Origin of the sequence: Alkalinema pantanalense CENA528 (assembly GCF_050753345.1) — a bacterium.
In the GTDB taxonomy this organism is placed as follows: Bacteria; Cyanobacteriota; Cyanobacteriia; order Leptolyngbyales; family Leptolyngbyaceae; genus Alkalinema; species Alkalinema pantanalense.
Genome location: NZ_JBLZFX010000005.1, coordinates 62,125 through 79,575, shown reverse-complemented (window position 1 = coordinate 79,575; position 17,451 = coordinate 62,125). Strand labels below are relative to the sequence as shown.

General features: G+C 50.1%; 16 protein-coding genes. 8 read left to right on the top strand and 8 right to left on the bottom strand.

Translation table 11 applies throughout. From position 1 onward, the window contains the following. Positions 1 to 32: 32 nt before the first annotated feature. Complete coding sequence (locus ACN4EG_RS03115; RefSeq protein WP_431627707.1) at positions 33 to 1,475, bottom strand: DNA double-strand break repair nuclease NurA; 1,443 nt, start codon at positions 1,473 to 1,475, stop codon at positions 33 to 35. A 164-nt stretch (positions 1,476 to 1,639) separates the two neighbouring features. After that, on the bottom strand, positions 1,640 to 3,547 hold the full coding sequence (locus ACN4EG_RS03110) for a transglycosylase domain-containing protein (protein ID WP_431627706.1): 1,908 nt from the start codon (positions 3,545 to 3,547) through the stop codon (positions 1,640 to 1,642). Positions 3,548 to 3,968: 421 nt separating this feature from the next. Here ACN4EG_RS03110 and tyrS point away from each other — a divergent pair, with 421 nt between their 5' ends. Genes tyrS through ACN4EG_RS03095 form a run of 3 tightly spaced genes read left to right on the top strand, consistent with a single transcriptional unit; the run spans position 3,969 to position 6,638 of the window. After that, positions 3,969 to 5,171 (top strand): tyrosine--tRNA ligase, encoded by a 1,203-nt coding sequence (gene tyrS / locus ACN4EG_RS03105; protein ID WP_431627704.1) that lies wholly within the window; start codon positions 3,969 to 3,971, stop codon positions 5,169 to 5,171. 58 nt (positions 5,172 to 5,229) lie between these two features. Further along, positions 5,230 to 5,979 (top strand): orotidine-5'-phosphate decarboxylase, encoded by a 750-nt coding sequence (gene pyrF / locus ACN4EG_RS03100; protein ID WP_431627703.1) that lies wholly within the window; start codon positions 5,230 to 5,232, stop codon positions 5,977 to 5,979. Positions 5,980 to 5,999: 20 nt separating this feature from the next. Next, complete coding sequence (locus ACN4EG_RS03095; protein ID WP_431627702.1) at positions 6,000 to 6,638, top strand: hypothetical protein; 639 nt, start codon at positions 6,000 to 6,002, stop codon at positions 6,636 to 6,638. A 65-nt stretch (positions 6,639 to 6,703) separates the two neighbouring features. Here ACN4EG_RS03095 and ACN4EG_RS03090 read toward each other — a convergent pair whose 3' ends face one another. Continuing rightward, on the bottom strand, positions 6,704 to 7,576 hold the full coding sequence (locus ACN4EG_RS03090) for a lipid kinase (RefSeq protein WP_431627701.1): 873 nt from the start codon (positions 7,574 to 7,576) through the stop codon (positions 6,704 to 6,706). Between the two features lie 310 nt (positions 7,577 to 7,886). On the opposite strand from ACN4EG_RS03090, the gene ACN4EG_RS03085 reads away from it, so the two are divergent. From ACN4EG_RS03085 to ACN4EG_RS03075, 3 genes are all read left to right on the top strand, one after another. After that, positions 7,887 to 9,953 carry a cation:proton antiporter domain-containing protein gene (locus tag ACN4EG_RS03085; protein ID WP_431627700.1) on the top strand — a complete coding sequence of 689 codons (2,067 nt, stop codon included), beginning with the start codon at positions 7,887 to 7,889 and terminating at the stop codon, positions 9,951 to 9,953. Between the two features lie 146 nt (positions 9,954 to 10,099). Beyond that, positions 10,100 to 10,828: a hypothetical protein gene (locus ACN4EG_RS03080; RefSeq protein WP_431627699.1), complete on the top strand. Its 729-nt coding sequence runs from the start codon at positions 10,100 to 10,102 to the stop codon at positions 10,826 to 10,828. 56 nt (positions 10,829 to 10,884) lie between these two features. Then, complete coding sequence (locus ACN4EG_RS03075; protein ID WP_431627698.1) at positions 10,885 to 11,523, top strand: LysE family translocator; 639 nt, start codon at positions 10,885 to 10,887, stop codon at positions 11,521 to 11,523. 8 nt (positions 11,524 to 11,531) lie between these two features. On the opposite strand, the gene ACN4EG_RS03070 is transcribed toward ACN4EG_RS03075, so the two are convergent. Next, positions 11,532 to 12,308, bottom strand: coding sequence for a LuxR C-terminal-related transcriptional regulator (locus ACN4EG_RS03070; protein ID WP_431627697.1), 777 nt, complete (start codon positions 12,306 to 12,308; stop codon positions 11,532 to 11,534). 123 nt (positions 12,309 to 12,431) lie between these two features. On the opposite strand from ACN4EG_RS03070, the gene ACN4EG_RS03065 reads away from it, so the two are divergent. Further along, entirely contained in the window at positions 12,432 to 12,866 is a 435-nt protein-coding gene (locus ACN4EG_RS03065; protein ID WP_431627695.1) for an MAPEG family protein, read from the top strand. A gap of 194 nt (positions 12,867 to 13,060) precedes the next feature. Here ACN4EG_RS03065 and psbA read toward each other — a convergent pair whose 3' ends face one another. The 3 genes from psbA to purS form a co-directional block, all read right to left on the bottom strand. Beyond that, positions 13,061 to 14,140: a photosystem II q(b) protein gene (psbA, locus tag ACN4EG_RS03060; RefSeq protein WP_431627694.1), complete on the bottom strand. Its 1,080-nt coding sequence runs from the start codon at positions 14,138 to 14,140 to the stop codon at positions 13,061 to 13,063. Between the two features lie 588 nt (positions 14,141 to 14,728). Further along, entirely contained in the window at positions 14,729 to 15,421 is a 693-nt protein-coding gene (purQ, locus tag ACN4EG_RS03055; RefSeq protein ID WP_431627693.1) for a phosphoribosylformylglycinamidine synthase subunit PurQ, read from the bottom strand. Between the two features lie 164 nt (positions 15,422 to 15,585). After that, positions 15,586 to 15,852: a phosphoribosylformylglycinamidine synthase subunit PurS gene (gene purS / locus ACN4EG_RS03050; RefSeq protein WP_431627692.1), complete on the bottom strand. Its 267-nt coding sequence runs from the start codon at positions 15,850 to 15,852 to the stop codon at positions 15,586 to 15,588. Positions 15,853 to 16,043: 191 nt separating this feature from the next. Here purS and ACN4EG_RS03045 point away from each other — a divergent pair, with 191 nt between their 5' ends. Then, a complete protein-coding gene (locus ACN4EG_RS03045; protein WP_431627691.1) occupies positions 16,044 to 16,439 on the top strand; it encodes a Fur family transcriptional regulator in 396 nt (131 codons plus the stop codon). A 40-nt stretch (positions 16,440 to 16,479) separates the two neighbouring features. Here the strand turns inward: ACN4EG_RS03045 and ACN4EG_RS03040 are convergent, their stop codons facing one another. Continuing rightward, a complete protein-coding gene (locus tag ACN4EG_RS03040) occupies positions 16,480 to 17,427 on the bottom strand; it encodes an SPFH domain-containing protein (RefSeq protein WP_431627689.1) in 948 nt (315 codons plus the stop codon). Positions 17,428 to 17,451 lie beyond the last annotated feature (24 nt).

Sequence of the window (17,451 nt, the reverse complement as noted above, 5' to 3'; positions counted from 1 at the left end):
GACCGTCTAGTCTAAATCATTCAGCAATACGGCTAAGCAATACTGCCTCGCTTGCGGGCCTCTTTGTAGGAGGTTCCCACATTGCGCAGTCCTGCTTTAATCATTTGTTGCTCCAACAGGGCGAAAAACCGCGATCGATCACCCCCGCGCACCACGGCCTGATTATGGGCTTCGGCTAGGGCCACGGGGTAACCATAGCCCTTCTGCACCTGGGTGAGGACTAAACTCAGTGCGGTATTGAGCAATTCGGGCTCGATCGCCACCCATTCCGGCACTTCCACCCGTGCTACCTCACTGCCCACATGCAAGTAGCAAAAATAAATCCCTTGGTCTTCATACAACTCCTGAATCCGGGCCGAACTGCGCCAGAGGGGGCTGCGTTGTCCCGGTTCCAAAAATTGCGCCCACAAAGCCACGTCGCGCACAGGATCGAGCACCTGACAAGGTAATTTATCGGATAAATGGCTGCAATGGGTTAAACAGTCCGGTGCGGTATAGGGACAGGTTTGTAAGCGCAGGAAATTAATCGCTTCCCCACTGCGGGAGGCGCTGACATATCCCACGAGGGGAACCTTCAGCGATCGCAACTGCTGCCATGCTTGCAAAATCGGTTGCAAAATCCGATCGCGGGCCTCCATCGGCAAGGGTTCTAGAAACCAGTAGATTAAGGAGCCATCTACGAGCGCGATCGTGGGAGCTATTGTTCTAGATGGTGAACTAGATTGCAAACTAGATTGCGATCGCCCAGATGCATTAGGGCTGGACGGCAATTCCAGTAACGAACGTTCAGGTGAATTGAAGGCTTGATTGACTGGATCGGCAATCGAAAGTTCCAGGGAATCCAGAAGCGACAACTGATCATTAGAATGGTTGTGCTGCGCTGTGATGTCTCTAGGATTGCGGGCAGGATTGGTGTTGGATTGATGGGGTGATTGCGATCGCGTTGTTGTTCCGCTTGCTTGCGGATGCCCCACGATCGCTTGGGCTAACTCGGCCAAAACCTGCGTTTCTGAAACCGTGCGACAATAGCCCATCCACTCCTCCGTGCGAATGCCCCACTGCCGGGAAACGTAGAGATCCTCGGGGCGATAAAACACCTCCGGCAAACTGTCCAATAAAGGCTGTTTTCCCTGCCCGTAGTACAGAATAATTCGGCCAATATTAATCAAATAACAATAGGCAATTTCGTGGTGACTAGGGGAAATTTGTGATCCATCGGTGGCAATGACGGTATGGGCCGACGGCGCGATCGCAATGTCTTGGCGAGTCGCTAAGGGTTCGATCGGCACTGCGGCGGTAAAGGTCAAGCGATCGTGCCATTGGGCTTGCCGTTCAACCAATTCCCCTTGGTTGTTGTGCGCCTGTTCCATCAATGTTTTGGCGTAGTCTAACTTCTGCCGCAACGCCGTAGACTCTGTTACAAGATGTTGGCTAATGCCCTGCATTTGCTGCGCAAGTTGATTAAAGTCCAGCATGGCTCCAACGCGCTCCCCATCCAGTGACTTGAGGTCAGACTTCCCAAAAGAAGTACATTAGTTTTGCTGGATCAAGCCTAGCACTAACCCACGTGATCCTTCACCCTCCCAACCAGGATCACGCTAGATTCGCAACTGGAGCAAATAAAATTGGTAGGTTCCCCTTAAGGCCGGGGGAAATCCGAAGGCGGTCTAAAGCGTTCTACGGGCAGATCCTTCACCGCTTGGGACATAAAATCACGCCAAATGGGCGCAACGAACGTCCCCCCAGTCGCCCCATACCCCAGGGGGGAATAGTTGTCATTTCCGACCCAAACGGCGGTGGAAAGCTGGGGAACATAGCCCACGAACCAAATATCCCGTTCCGACGAGGTGGTTCCAGTTTTACCTGCTGCCGGACGACCGATATTGGCGGATGTCGCCGTCCCTCGGGTAATGACGCCTTGCAGGACATCATTCAGGGCTGCTGCTGCCCAGGAATCCAGGACTAATCGAGGTTTAGGACGGTTATCCATCACGATCGCCCCTCGACTATCCGTCGCCTGCACAATCAAGGTCGGATCGGCATACCAGCCGTTGCTGGCAAACGTGGCATAGGCATTGGCCATTTCCAGCGGGGTAATATCCACCGAGCCTAGGGGTAGCGAGATGACTGGATCGATCGGGCTTTTAATGCCAATGCTGCGGCAGATTTCTACCACTTTATTTAAGCCGACCTCTTGCCCCAAGCGAACCGCTGGCACGTTGCGAGACATTTCCAAGGCGCGACGAATCGTCATGGCCCCAGCAAAGGTGCGATCGTAGTTCTGGGGATAGTACATATCATAGCCATCGGGATAACCTACGGGGGTGTCCATCACCGTGGAATCCGGGGCGTACTTACCACTGGCAAAGGCCGCATAGTACACAAAGGGCTTAAAGGAAGAACCGGGCTGTCGTAGGGCTTGGGTCGCGCGGTTATATTGACTCTTCTTATAATCCACCCCGCCAACCATTGCTTTGACGTAATGGGTTCGAGGATCGACCGAAACCAAGGCCATTTGATCGGCATAGACCCCGCTGCCATTCAGATTCTGGATGCCTCGCCGCACAGTATCTTCCGCAATCCGTTGCAGTTTGGTATCGATCGTGGCTTGGATCCGAAGACCACCTTTGAGGAGCATGTCCCGACCAAACTTTTTCGTCAGCTCTTGGACGATCGCCTCGGTGACGTAGGGAATTTCGCTCCGTTGAAAAGAGGTAATCTTGCCAAGCTTAATGGAATAGTTGCGGGCTGCTTTTTCTTCCTCCGGCGTAATCCATTGCAAATCCTTCATCCGTTGCAACACGATATGTTGTCGCCGGGTGGCCGCCTTCATATCCAAAAAGGGGCTGAGGGCTTCAGGGGCTTGGATTAGTCCGGCCATCATCGCCGATTCCGCTAGGTTCAAATCCGAAGCAGATTTACCAAAATAACTACGAGCAGCGGTTTCTGCACCATAGGTGTTATGTCCCCAATAGACCTGATTGAGGTACATTTCAAAAATCTGGTCTTTAGAGAAAACCTGTTCAATCCGTAGGGCCAACACCGCCTCCGCTACCTTCCGGCTAAAGGCCCGTTGGGGGGAGAGAAACAGGTTCTTGACCAACTGCATCGTCAGGGTTGATCCGCCTTCCACGGTTTCCCCTTTGGAGAAATTCGCCTTGAGCGCTCGACCGACGGAACTCGGGTTAACCCCTTTGTGGGTGAAAAAATAACTATCTTCGATCGCCAGCACCGCCCGCTTCAGGTGGGGCGAAAAATGATTGAGCGGCATGACTTCCCGATTGGCCTCACCATGCAAGCTGGCCAGGGCTTTGCCTTTGATATCGTAGATATGGGTGGTTTCGCTCGGCGTATAGTTGCGCAATACCCGCACGTCGGGCAGATTCCGAAAGCTAATCGCCAACCCAACTAATCCCCCCGCAATCACAGAACTTGTCAACATTGTGATGCCCAACAAGGTGGCACCTGTGACCTTGGTAACCGCTCCCAGAAATTGGACGGGGGATTCACGCTTTTGGGGCTGGCTGGGAAAGGCGTTGGACGACACGATAGTTTCTCTCTTAGCAATGTCGGGGTTGAACAAGAAGCTGCGCTCAGTCCAGAGGACAGTTCGGTAGGAGTGTCAGTAGGATAGACGAAGGTGGAATGCTCGGCACAGTTTTTTACGGAAAACAGGAAGGTGGATCAGTTAGAGGGAGAAAGACAAAATTGCCATCTGGCGTTTCCATGAGTTGTCTTAGCTCGAGTTTACCCAGTGGAATGCCCCTCACAGTTTCCACTCTGCCGCTTGGACTAAAGCTTGCGCTCATTAAAGCTTGCACTAATTATAGTAGGCTGGCTAAGGGAATGCAGTCAGGCTGCCATTTGCTAGCGATGCACCTTGGTATTCATGGGCTGGCGCAGAATAGGCTAGCGCCCCACTGCATGGGTTTTGAACTATACGGCGTTTAAATTCGATCGGAACGGCTATGACCGACTTTGCTTGGCTTCATCGTGGCACCAGTGAAATTTTTCCTTCTCAACCGGACTCCACGAATCCGGATGAAAATTTAGAACAGCGCCTTTTGCAGAGCGATCGGCCTTTACGAATTAAATTGGGAATTGATCCCACCGGTTCAGATATTCACCTGGGGCACAGCATTCCGGTGCGCAAGTTGCGGGCATTCCAAGATGCAGGCCACACAGCGGTGCTAATTATTGGGGACTTTACGGCGCGCATTGGGGATCCGACAGGCAAATCGGAGGTGCGCAAGCAGTTGACGGAAGCGGATGTCGCCGCCAATGCCAAAACGTACCTGGATCAAGTGCGGCCCATTCTTGATTTTGACACCCCCGGTCGCTTAGAAATTCGTTACAACTCTGAATGGTTATCGGGGTTGGATCTGAGCAAGATTTTGGAATTGCTGGGCACGATGACGGTGGGGCAAATGTTGGCCAAGGAAGGATTCTCCGAACGCTACGACAAGGGCAATCCGATTTTTCTCCATGAATTTCTCTATCCGTTGATGCAGGGATTTGACTCTGTGGCAGTGCAGGCGGATGTGGAACTGGGGGGTACGGATCAGAAGTTCAACATTGCTGTGGGTCGGGATTTGCAGCGACATTTTGGGCAGCGTCCCCAGTTTGGCTTGCTGATGCCGATTTTGTTGGGGACGGATGGGGTACAAAAGATGTCCAAGTCCCTCAACAACTACGTGGCGCTGACGGAAGATGCGTTAACCATGTATTCCAAACTGGAAAAAACGCCCGATAGTTTGTTGGAAAACTATTTCACGTTGCTGACCAAGCTCGATCGTTCAACCTTGCCAGAAAATCCCCGCGAGCAACAAAAATTGCTGGCGCTGGATGTGGTGAGTCAGTACCATGGCGTGGCGGCGGCAGAACAGGCGCAGCGGGATGCGGCCAATTTGGTTGGGGGCAGTACCCAGGCAGAATCGGTGCCGGAATTCTCCTTGGCGGCAATCGAATTTCCCGTCAAGTTGTTTTACCTCACCAGTGCAGCGGGGTTGTGTAAGAGCAGTTCCGATGCCCGTCGGCAAATTCAAGGCGGTGGCGTCAAGCTGAGTGGGGAAAAGGCCAGCGACCCCAACCTAACCTTTGACAGTGCAGCAGAATTGTACGGCCAGGTGTTGCAATTCGGTAAAAACAAATTTGTCCGCTTCGTGCCTTAATTCATAGCGTAAAATTTCGGGGGATTTCCCCCTGAATCCTTTCTAATCACTTTAACGGATGACAGCGAGTTCCATGGCTATTTCCGATCGCGCCTCTACCCCGATTTCCGATCGCATTATTGTGCCCCTAGATGTCCCGACGGAGGCAGCGGCTATCGCATTGGTCGATCGATTGCCAGAGGTGACATTTTGGAAAGTGGGTTTGGAATTATTTGTGAGTACTGGAGCAAATATTCTGAAATTGCTCAAGGAACGGGATAAGAAAATTTTCCTCGACTTGAAATTTCATGATATCCCCAACACGGTAGCCGGAGCCTGTGCCGCAGCGGCTCGTTACGGTGTGGATTTGCTCACAGTCCACGCCACCAATGGCAAAGCAGGGTTAGCCGCTGCCCAAGCTGCCGCCCAAGCCAGTGCAGCGGAAGCAGGGGTACAACCGCCGAATATCATCGCCGTCACCGTCCTGACTAGCATTAGTCCCCGAACTTTAGCGCTGGAATTAAAGGTACCGATCGAATTGCCAGAGTTTGCCCTAGAAATGGCCTTACTCGCCAAGGAAAGTGGCTTGGCGGGGGCTGTCTGTTCCCCCCAGGAGGCGGCAGACCTCCGGCGGGTCTGTGGAGAAGATTTTCTGCTGGTTTGTCCGGGGGTGCGACCCAGTTGGGCGGAAACCGGGGATCAGCAACGGGTGATGACGCCAGCCCAGGCGATCGCGGCGGGGGCGAGTTATCTTGTGATTGGCCGACCCATTACAGCGGCGGATGATCCAGCAGCGGCGTTTGCGAGGATTCTGGAAGAAATCGGTTAAGGCAAGCGGAGGTAACGGCAATGGCAACCCGATCGACGGTACGGTGGCAAGGCTTGTTGGTAGGCGCGATCGGGGTTGTTTGGGGGAGCTGCTGGGTGGGCATTGGGCCTGCGGGGGCTGTGGGAAATCGTGGGGAGCGCGATCGCAGTGCGGCTCCTTCCCCAGAGCCGACACCTGCGCCGTCTCGGCCTAAATATCCGTCCCGACCCAAATATCAATGCCCTACAGACATTCGCGACCTCACAGCGGGTTTGATTCGGGATTTGCCCAGCTACGCCAATCGGGTCATTGTGCGCAGTAAGCGGCGGCAGGATTTGAGTACGGCGGGATCGGTGATTCTGGCTGGCCAAGCGGAATTTGAGCCCTTGCCTATTCAACCAGGAGAGTCTGCACCGAGCCAAGACGGTACGCTCCAGCAAGTGTTTTTAACTACGTTAGAACGGCAGAACAGTCCTACTCAAATTGTGGAGTTCCAACAATTCCATTGGTTGTTTCTAGTGCACACCCGCTATGGCTGGCAGCTTTCCCAAAGTTTTACTCGAACCAGTACCTATCCGAAGGGGGATGTGATTACGCCGCCTCGCGAAAGTAGTCAAGCTCCGATCGCCCAAGCCATTCAACTATGGTTACGGGATTGCAATGCGGGAACAATTCGCTGAGATGGATCAAATTGTGTTTAATGATTTGTAGGGACTGGGTTGGTTGATCTATGCTGTTTAATCTGTTACGGAACCAAGACAGATAGAGCCTGGGGAATCACCTTAAAGTGAGCGGGGGTTGTTGTGGTAATTTCTCCGTCGGTATTAATTGACTTAGGTTTGCGCGTTACAACAAAAAATTCCTGCCCCTGTTGATAATGGACAAAGGGCGACATGTGGTGTTTTCCCCGATACAGCGCAGGTAATAACTTTACCAATTGCCACCAATGATCGATTTCTAAACTGTACAAATCTAAGCGCTGATCCGTAATTGCTGCATCATCCGCCACCGCCAGTCCACCCCCGTAATAAATGCCATTGCCCACTGCAATCTGGATACTGCGCACCTGCTCTACCCGATCGCCGCAACGAATTTCCGCTGAAAATCGCCGACTTTGCCAGAGGGTTTGAATGGCTGCTACGCCATAGGCCAAAACGCCCCAGCGCCGTTTGGCATCCTTGGATAACTGTTCCGTAATCTGCACACTCAAGCCTAAACTGGCCACATTAAAAAAATATTTGCCATTGACCCAGCCTAAATCAATTTTCTCGACATTGCGTCCTGCAATCACGCGGCAAGCATCTGGAATGGTGGGTGGAATCCCCAAGGTTCGTGCCAAATCATTGGCAGTCCCCAATGGCAAAATGCCCAGCGGTAACTGTGCTTCTAACAGGCCCTCCACCGCTGCATTGAGCGTACCGTCGCCCCCGCCAATAATCGCTAAATCGGCTCGATCGCGGTATTGCCTGATGACTCGAGGTAAATCCTCTGGGTGATCAAATGATTCTTCGATCAGATCAAACCCCATGCTCCGCAACGACTTGAGCGCCAAGTCCAGTTTTTCCTGACCTCGACGGGCATGGCGATTGACCAAAAACAGCGCTCGTTGCTTCATCATGGTGGTTGTTAACACGATCGGTTACGCTCTAGACTACCCTATCCCCAGCAGATTCCCTGTATCAAACCATTTTGAATAGGCGATCGTGGGTATCATTATTACTTTATAGAGATTTTCTCCAAGGTCGCTTTCAGGATTTTTGTTTTTTCTCTATCCTAAATGCAGGCTCTGTCCTCTAACATTCCCCCTCCATATCTGAGGCAATGGCATTCTTTGAGATTAGTTCACGGAAATTAGTTGGCAGAGATTAGCGCATAGCAGGCATGGGAGTGGGATTCGATAGAGCTTTTATCTTGACGAAGGATGCCCTATGCCACTCGATAGTCCCATTATTTCTTTTACGATTCTGATTGCGGCGATCCTGATTATCCCGCCTGTGTTTGAACGATTGCGACTACCCGGCTTAGTTGGGCTTTTGGTCGCAGGTGTTGTCTTAGGTCAGAGTGGGCTCAAGCTCCTCGATTCTGAATCAGATACCATCAAACTACTATCGGACATTGGCAAAATTTATTTAATGTTTGTGGCAGGTTTAGAAATTGACCTGGCCCAATTTCGTAAGACCCGAAATCGATCGATCGGCTTTGGCTTTTTAACGTTTATTGTCCCCATGCTGGCTGGAATCGGGATTGGGCAATTGTTTAACTTTGGGTGGAATGCTTCGTTTTTGATTGGCTCGTTACTGGCTTCCCATACGTTGCTGGCCTATCCGATCGTCAGCCGTCTGGGGGTCGTGACCAATGAGGCAGTTACTGTTACGATCGGGGCCACCATTTTTACTGATACGGGCGCACTCTTAGTTTTGGCAATTTGTGTGGGGATCCATGCAGGAGGCTTTACTGCATTAAGTTTATTAACCCTTTTAGCCGGATTAGCGATCTATTCCGTCGCAATTCTCTTTGGCTTAGATTGGGCTGGAAAGGCATTTTTCAAACGGTCTGGGGATGAAGAAGGTAAACAGTTTTTATTTATTTTGTTAGCGCTCTTCATTGCTTCAGTGGGCGCACAGGTGATTGGCGTTGAAAAAATTGTTGGAGCCTTCTTGGCCGGACTGGCCGTCAATGATGTGCTAGGGCGGAGTCCCACCCGCGAAAAAGTGGAATTCGTCGGCAGTGTGCTCTTTATCCCCTGTTTCTTTGTGGATATGGGGTTGCTAATCGATATTCCAGCCTTCCTCAAAACCCTAGGTTCCCTGGGCTTAACTGCTGCGATCGTGGGTGGATTGATTGGAAGTAAATTTGTAGCTGCATTGTTAGCAAAACTGATTTATGGCTATAACCGAAATGAAGGTCTAACGATGTGGTCGCTTTCTTTACCCCAGGTGGCTGCCACATTAGCTGCTACATTAGTTGCTTATCAATCGTTCAATCCTGCGGGGGAACGCTTAATTCCTGAAAGCATTCTTAATAGTGTGATCGTATTAATGATTGTCACTTCAATTCTGGGGCCGATTCTCACGGCTAAATTTGCTAACAAGCTACCCTTACCTTCCAGCGATTCCCTTGACGTTGCTCCATCAATTTGGTGGGAAGGACAACAGTGTGATATCAGCGATCGTACCCAGCGTCCTTTTAAGGTCTTAGTTCCAATTTATAATCCTCAAACTCAGCGTAATTTGTTAGAACTCGCGGCTCTGTTGTCCAGTCATGAAGCGGGGCAAATTGTCGCATTGGCGATCGCGCGGGCCCATATCCATATGGATGCACCGGAACTGGAAAATACCCTGACCCGCACTCAGCAATTACTGGATCAAGCCAGTGAAATTGGCGAAGAATTTGGGGTGCCTGTCACAACGAAAATTCGGATTGATGATGAAATCGCCCTCGGTATCAGTCGCACCAGTCGCGAAGTCCAAGCTAACCTCGTGGTTATGGGCTGGAGTTCTACAACAGGCTTGCGAGCTCGTCTGTTTGGGTCAGTGATTGACAAAGTCTTTTGGTCATCCCACTGTCCTGTAGCGGTTACGCGGCTACGCACCAGTCCATCTGCCGTTCGCCAAATTTTAGTTCCTGTGGATGGCTTGACGGAGCAATCGGCGCGAACTGTGCGCTTTGCCCAAATGTTGGCTCAAGCGAATCAAGCCCAGGTGATTCTCTTACATGTTTTTCCACGCCGCACGGCCCCCCTTCAGATGGAGCAATTCCAGGGGCACCTATTAGACTTCGTTGCACGAGATCGGGCCACGGCAGACATCGCAGTCAAAACAATGACCTATGACAATGTGGCGGCGGCAATTCTTCAGGAGGCCCAATCCTGCGATTTGATAGTTCTCCATACCATTCGCCATCGCACTTCGGCAGGTTTAGAAGTGAGTAATGTGACCAGTCAAGTGGTGCGGGAGGCTCCTTGCTCTTTCATCCTGTTTGGAGAACGGGCTTAGGAGAAATTCTACCGGAGGGAGGCCGCAGGTTACAGCTACTGTTGTTCTCCCTCTTCACTGCGGAAATCGGGGTAGTGTTTTTGCTGAATCTTTACTCCGTGGCCTGGGTATAGTGAGTCTAGAAGTTCTCGCAACAACTATCTCCTATGAGACCTTGGTGGATTTCCCTTACGCTGTGTTTCGCGATTATGAGTTGTCAGACAGCCCTTCCAGATCCTACGACTGCCGCTAGCACTCCCCCTGCTATTACCCCCACCTCTGCCTATCGCGCAGACTCGATCGCCGGATTCACCGTCCTATTCAATCCTGAAGTCCTTAAGCATCCAACGGAAGCAAAAGCCCTACGCAAGGAACTCCAATCTCAACTCTCCGCTATTAACCGTGTTTTGCCTGCCAAACCCCTGACCGCTTTGAAAAAAGTGCGCATTTGGGTGGAATGGCAAAAGAAAATCAATGGGGCCGCAGAATTCCATCCTTCGGCGGACTGGCTGCGACAGAATGGTTACAATCCTGATAAAGCGGGTGGTGTAGAACTGTCTAATAGCCGTAATTTTGTGCAATGGTCGCAAACCGATCAGCCTTGGATGGTGTTACATGAATTAGCCCATGCCTATCATTTTTTGGTGGTTGGACAGGGCAATTCTGATATTCAAGCGGCCTATCAAAATGCGGTCGATCGCCAGTTGTACAAATCCGTTGCCTATGTGCAGGGTGGGAAAAAGCCCGCCTATGCGCTCACCAATGAGAAAGAATATTTTGCCGAAACCTCCGAAGCCTATTTTGGCAAAAATGATTTCTATCCCTTTACTCGCGCTGACTTGAAAAAGTACGATCCCGTTGGCTATCAGTTAATGGAAAAAATTTGGAAGAAATAGACGATCGAGCCTTCTCCTCCTAGCCCAACGTTATAATTCTTGCATCGGTAGGAGCAGTGACACGATCGATGCAAAGCAGCTTGACTTTGAATAGTGGGATCGCCTTATTGAGTGCGATGACTCTCTTAGCCGCCCTTCCCAGCGTTAGCGTTGTGACGGTTGTGACACGATCGGCTAGTTTGGGATTACTTCACGGCATCTGTACTAGTATTGGTATTGTTGTTGGCGATGTTGTTTTTATTATCATTGCTATTTTTGGCCTAGCCCTAATCGTAACGACGCTGGGCAGTTTTTTCTTTTTAATTAAATATTTTGGAGGAGCCTATTTAATCTGGCTCGGCATACAGCTAGTGCAAGCAAAATCAACCCAAACCAGCCGAGAGACTGTAGAGAAGGCTTCTTTATTCTCTAGTTTTCTCGCAGGGCTGTTGATTACCCTCGCCGATCAAAAAGCGGTTCTATTTTATTTAGGTTTTTTCCCAGCATTTCTCGATCTTGCCAAAATCTCCTATCTCGATACTGCAATCATTATTACGATCGCGACGATTGCTGTGGGAGGCGTTAAAGTCGTCTATGCCTGCATGGCCGATCGGGTAAAACGCATGATCAATCATCAGTTTAGTCGCCGTCTCAATACGATCGCGGGGGGAATATTGATGGCTGTTGGAGTATTTTTAATGATAAAACCCATGTGAAATTGAAACTATTGGCTATTCATTGAAGATAATTGAGCCAATCGTGCAACCATAGCAGCTCGTGAAGAAACTTCTAACTTACGAAAGATTCGTTTTAATGCCTGTTTGACAGAGTTTTCTGTGATCCATAGTTCTTTACCAATTTCTGCATTTGTCTTGCCGAGAGCAACTAGCTCTGCAATTTGTAATTCTCGTGCTGTTAAATGCAGTGTTTTTTGCACTAAATTTTTTTGCACTAAATCGTTTGGGTAATGCCATAAACTCTGTCTGGGAGCTTGTATGAGCTGAACTGGAGCCTGAACGTTAGTCTGAGCCGTCGAATATTTGGAGGCATTGACGATCCCTATCCACCCCGATACGTGCAAGCAAATAGCACCCAAATCGACTAAATTATCTTGATCAAAAGCAGGCATTGTCTTTGGTCTTGTACACCCGAGTGCCCCCACAATTTGTCCAGAATATACGATCGGCCCTGCCATGACATGCCAATGATCTGGTCGAGGACAAATCAACCGCCAAGCTTTCGGAGTCGTCACCATCGCTTCGTGGACGGGTGCATGTCGTTCTGCAATGTATCGAGCTATGGGATTGCGTTCGATCGACAGGGCCGTATTTAGGATGGTTTGGATGGTCGGATCATGTAACGTTAGTTCGTCGAAAAAGAAAATCGCACGTCGTGTTGCGGAAAAATAGTCACCGATCTGGGGAACTACCTGCGATCGTAGTTGGGCCTTACTTTGGGATTGATGAATCGTAGTCAGCAGCGACGCGAGGGAACAAGGCATGGGGCTGGGTGTAGGGAAGGATGGATGGAGACCAAGCGCAAAAGTGTACTCGATCGAGGTCTAGCAAAATTATAGCGTCCAGCCTATATTGACTTGAACGATACAGTTTCTAGCCACGCTTCTATGACTCAAACCCGCATCTTCAGTCCGTTTTTTGTCATGATGCTTCTGACATTTCTCGTATGGGTGTATATGTACATCCGCCGAATCAGTTTTATCAATCGACAAAAAATTCAGCCACAAACCTTGGCCACCTCGGGAGTATCCATGCAGACATGGCCTCTCAGTGTTACAACGCCATCGGATAACTTAAAAAATTTATTTGAGATTCCAAGCCTGTTCTACGCGATCGTGCTTTATCTTTTCGTTACTCAACAGGTTGACAATCTTTATATTAACGTAGCCTGGTTTTTTGTTGTTTTTCGTGCTTTACACAGCATTGTCCACTGCACATTTAATCGAATTATTGTACGATTCTATCTCTACTTACTTTCCACCCTTGCCCTCTGGTTCATGGTAGGCCGCGCTGCCTTAGTCCATATTGGGTTACAGCTGTAGTCGATCGCTGGAGCAAACATCAGTTTCCAAGCATTTTGCAGTCATTTGCTTCCCCTTTCTGTAGCAGGTTGTAGCAGTCCCAACTGATCTGGAAACGTTAAGGGATTTTAAACACCAAAAGCCCCCATCGAGTAACTCGATGGGGGCTTTCGATTTATCAATCAACTAATCTCAAGCTAAAACCGCAGAGGGCATTAACCGTTGATAGCAGGTGCTTGCAGTGCTACAGGTGCAGACTCGCCAGATGCCAAGTCCAGAGGGAAGTTGTGAGCATTACGCTCGTGCATCACTTCCATCCCCAGGTTAGCCCGGTTGATCATGTCTGCCCAAGTCCCAACCACACGACCTTCAGAATCCAGAATGGATTGGTTGAAGTTGAAACCGTTCAGGTTGAAGGCCATCGTGCTCACGCCCAGAGCGGTGAACCAGATACCCACCACCGGCCATGCACCCAAGAAGAAATGCAAGGAACGGCTGTTGTTGAACGATGCATATTGGAAAATCAGACGACCGAAGTAACCGTGAGCTGCCACGATGTTGTAGGTCTCTTCTTCTTGTCCAAACTTGTAACCGTAGTTCTGAGACTCGACTTCGGTGGTTTCACGAACCAAGGAAGAGGTCACCAGAGAACCGTGCATGGCGGAGAACAAGCTACCACCGAAGACGCCAGCCACACCGAGCATGTGGAAGGGGTGCATCAGGATGTTGTGCTCTGCTTGGAACACGATCATGAAGTTGAAGGTCCCGGAGATACCCAGGGGCATCCCGTCGGAGAAGGAACCTTGACCGATCGGGTAGATCAGGAAAACTGCAGCAGCAGAGGCCAGAGGCGCAGAGTAAGCTACGCAGATCCAGGGACGCATACCCAAGCGGTAGGACAGTTCCCACTGACGGCCCATGTAGCAAGCGCAACCGATCAAGAAGTGGAAAATGATCAGCTGGTAAGGGCCACCGTTGTACAGCCACTCATCGAGGGAAGCTGCATCCCAAATGGGATAGAAGTGAACCCCGATCGCGTTGGAGGAGGGGATAACCGCACCAGAGATGATGTTGTTACCGTAGATCAGAGAGCCAGCAACGGGCTCACGGATGCCGTCGATGTCCACGGGGGGAGCAGCGACGAAAGCAATGAGATAGCAGATGGTTGCGGTCAGCAAGCAAGGAATCATCAGGGTACCGAACCAACCGACATAAATCCGGTTGTTGGTGCTGGTGATCCAATCGCAGTACCGATCCCACGCGCTACCTTCACGACGTTGAAGTGCTGTGGTCATAGGTTTGGATAATGGCTTGAATGAAGAACAAAAAATCCATTCAGCAAACAATCTTGTCTCTTCACCTAAATTTAAAAGGATTCAATTCAAAGACTGCTTGATGAGTTTTTTGGGGTAGTGAATTACCCACCCACATCTTATTGATACTGTTCTTTATTTTTCTAGTCTTTCTTCGTTAACTTTTATGACTCAATGCATCAATCTGTTCATATCCCTAGGCATGAAGACCTAGCGTTTATCTACCTCAGAAATTTTTAGATTTTATTAATAAATGATTTGCCCATCATTCGCATTGCCACTGAAGCTTGATAACTCGTGCTTGAATCTAAAAATAAAATATACGATTCAATTGATCGAAATACTTCTTAATACAAATAACCACGATTTAATTCAATGATCGATATATTTATTAATTCTTGTTTACAATCAATTTACAAGTCTTATTGTTATTGAGAATAATTATTCATCAAAACAAAGCAGAAGGCACTCGATCGAGTGCCTTCTGCCTTTTCCAAAAGTTAATTGGGCTAGTTCCCGGAACTAGGCTTGAAAATGGACTCAAAACCGATGGGAAGCAACTAATCATGCTTACGCGATCGCCATTTCGAGCAACCCTTGGAAGAGGGCCAAGCCATCCGTTGCCCCGATCGCCGCATCCGCCGATCGCTCCGGGTGAGGCATCATACCCAGCACATTGCCCTGACGGTTACAGATGCCCGCGATATTATTCAAGGATCCGTTAGGATTAGCCGCTTCCGTCACATTGCCTAGGGCGTCACAATAGCGGAATAGGACTTGCTGATTGTCTTCCACTTCCTTGAGGGTGTCCGCATCGGCGTAGTAGCAGCCTTCACCATGGGAAATCGGAATCGTGACCACATCACCCGATCGATAATTTTTGGTCCAAGGCAAATCATTCCGCTCCACCCGTAACGGCGTGCGATCGCAAATAAAATGCAGATCTCGATTGCGCATCAACGCACCGGGCAGTAATCCCACTTCCGTCAAAATCTGAAAGCCGTTACACACCCCCAAAACGTATTTGCCTTGGGCTGCATGGTCGATCGTGGCTTGCATGGCCGGAGAAAACCGCGCGATCGCCCCACAGCGTAGGTAGTCGCCATAGCTAAAGCCACCGGGCACAATCACCACATCGAGATCCGACAAATCCCGCTCTTCGTGCCAGACCATGCGGGTTTCCTGTCCGAGAATGCCACGGGTTACCCAGGCCATATCTCGATCGCAGTTGGATCCCGGAAAAACAATAACACCAAATTTCATAGCTCAGAAAAATTAGAGAACGGTTACAGCCAAACTTGCCAAGAACAATCACTCAATTACTGGGGCGCATCTCACCACTACTGGGGCGCATCTCACTTTTGTAACCCTCATGCAGCCCTCACCCTAAATCCCTCTCCCAGTAAGGGGGAGAGGGACTTTGATGATTACACTGCCGCTACTGCTTTGAGTTCAAAGCGATAATTTTCAATCACGGGATTGGCTAACAACTGGTCACAGACTCGATCCAACTGTTCCTGAGCCGCTACTTCATTCTCTGCCGTCAAACTCAACTCAATATATTTGCCGATCCGCACGCTCTCAACATTGTCGTAACCCATGTGTTTCAGCCCGGACTGCACAGCCACCCCAGCCGGATCCAGTACTGACGGGCGAAGAGTTACATAAATTTGAGCTTGGAACTGTTGAGCCACGATAATCGCCTTGAACGCAATGGAAAATAATTGTAAACCCAGGTAAACCCCCTCAACCTAGATACCCCCTAGAAAAATTTCAGTAAAAATCTCAGCCTGCCGATCGCGCTACATCACGGGTCTATCGCATTTACAGTAGGCTACACTCAGAACCTAACCCCAGTTGTTCACTGTATTTATGAACTGTATTTATGAAAACTCGCCGAACCCGTAGTCAAGAAAGGATTTTGGAGATCCTAACCACCCTCGATCGGGCCATCTCCGCCCAGGACTTATATATGGAGCTACGGCAACAGGATCAAGTCATGGGGTTAGCCACCGTTTACCGAGCCTTGGACGGATTGAAAAAAGAGGGCGCAGTTCAAGTCCGCACCCTCGCCACTGGGGAATCGTTATATAGCTTGATCCAAGAGGATCGCCACCACCTGACCTGTTTACAATGTGGAGCAACGATCGAACTGGAATCCTGTCCCGTCCACGAATTGGAAAAACAGTTCAGCCAGCGCTACCAGTTCAAAATTCACTATCATTTGCTGGAATTTTTTGGCGTGTGTGTCCAGTGTCAGGGACAGGGGGTCGGTGGGTAGAAAGGGTGGAAGGGTGGAAGGGTAGGTGGGTAGAAAGGGTCTAGGCTTGACCGTTGCCATTGTTTACGATCGACATCATGCTGGCAATCGAACTGGGGATGCTAGCTGGATCCATGAAGAGGACTTTGCTGCTGTTGCTCTTGCCGATCGTTTCACCCATGTTCAAATAGCCCAACGCCATCAGAATTTCAGCCGCTTGGGGGGCTTTAGGATCGGCATTCAAGGCTTGGGTGACAATGTTTAATGCTTCCGCCGTAGCCTGGGCTTTCAAAACCTGTTGCTGGCGGTTGGCTTGGGCTTCTAGAACAATCCGCTGCTGTTCTGCCTCTGCCGCCATCACCGTGGCACGTTTGCGGGCTTCTGCGTCCAGCACTTGGGACTCCGCTTTGCCTCGGGCGCTGTTAATGGCCGATTCCCGTTCCCCTTCCGAGGTCAAAATCGCCGCCCGCTTTTTCCGTTCCGCTGACATTTGCAGTTCCATCGACTCCTGCACAGCCTTGGCGGGCACAATATCCCGCAGCTCAACCCGCGTCACCTTAACGCCCCAGGGATCGGTGGCAATGTCTAAGTCCCGCAGCAAGGTTTCGTTGATTTGTTCCCGAGCGGTAAAGGTTTCATCCAGTTCCAGTTTGCCCATCTCCGATCGAATTTGGGTGAGCACTAGATTGATCATAGCGGACTGGAGATTCTGCACTTTGTAGTAGGCTTTCTCCATATCGACAATGCGCCAATAGACCACCGCATCCGCCGCGATCGCCACGTTGTCCCGCGTAATGCAATTCTGGGGCGGAATGTCCAACACCTTTTCCCGAATGGTTTCTTGGAAAGCGATGCGATCAATAAAGGGCAGGACTAAATTTAAGCCGGGATCCAGTTTGCGATCGTATTGACCTAAGCGCTCAATCAGAGCCTCATTTCCCTGCTCCACAATTTTGACGCTAGAAACAGCGGCTCCACCCACCAGCAGTGCAAGAATCAATTGCCACATAAATAAAAGGACTCCTAAAATTTT

Excerpts from the sequence above, each read along its gene's own strand:
- ACN4EG_RS03115 (WP_431627707.1), bottom strand. The coding sequence starts at position 1,475 with ATGCTGGACTTTAATCAACTTGCGCAGCAAATGCAGGGCATTAGCCAA.
- tyrS (WP_431627704.1), top strand. The coding sequence starts at position 3,969 with ATGACCGACTTTGCTTGGCTTCATCGTGGCACCAGTGAAATTTTTCCT.
- pyrF (WP_431627703.1), top strand. The coding sequence starts at position 5,230 with ATGACAGCGAGTTCCATGGCTATTTCCGATCGCGCCTCTACCCCGATT.
- ACN4EG_RS03095 (WP_431627702.1), top strand. The coding sequence starts at position 6,000 with ATGGCAACCCGATCGACGGTACGGTGGCAAGGCTTGTTGGTAGGCGCG.
- ACN4EG_RS03090 (WP_431627701.1), bottom strand. The coding sequence starts at position 7,576 with ATGATGAAGCAACGAGCGCTGTTTTTGGTCAATCGCCATGCCCGTCGA.
- ACN4EG_RS03085 (WP_431627700.1), top strand. The coding sequence starts at position 7,887 with ATGCCACTCGATAGTCCCATTATTTCTTTTACGATTCTGATTGCGGCG.
- ACN4EG_RS03080 (WP_431627699.1), top strand. The coding sequence starts at position 10,100 with ATGAGACCTTGGTGGATTTCCCTTACGCTGTGTTTCGCGATTATGAGT.
- ACN4EG_RS03070 (WP_431627697.1), bottom strand. The coding sequence starts at position 12,308 with ATGCCTTGTTCCCTCGCGTCGCTGCTGACTACGATTCATCAATCCCAA.
- ACN4EG_RS03065 (WP_431627695.1), top strand. The coding sequence starts at position 12,432 with ATGACTCAAACCCGCATCTTCAGTCCGTTTTTTGTCATGATGCTTCTG.
- psbA (WP_431627694.1), bottom strand. The coding sequence starts at position 14,140 with ATGACCACAGCACTTCAACGTCGTGAAGGTAGCGCGTGGGATCGGTAC.
- purQ (WP_431627693.1), bottom strand. The coding sequence starts at position 15,421 with ATGAAATTTGGTGTTATTGTTTTTCCGGGATCCAACTGCGATCGAGAT.
- ACN4EG_RS03045 (WP_431627691.1), top strand. The coding sequence starts at position 16,044 with ATGAAAACTCGCCGAACCCGTAGTCAAGAAAGGATTTTGGAGATCCTA.
- ACN4EG_RS03040 (WP_431627689.1), bottom strand. The coding sequence starts at position 17,427 with ATGTGGCAATTGATTCTTGCACTGCTGGTGGGTGGAGCCGCTGTTTCT.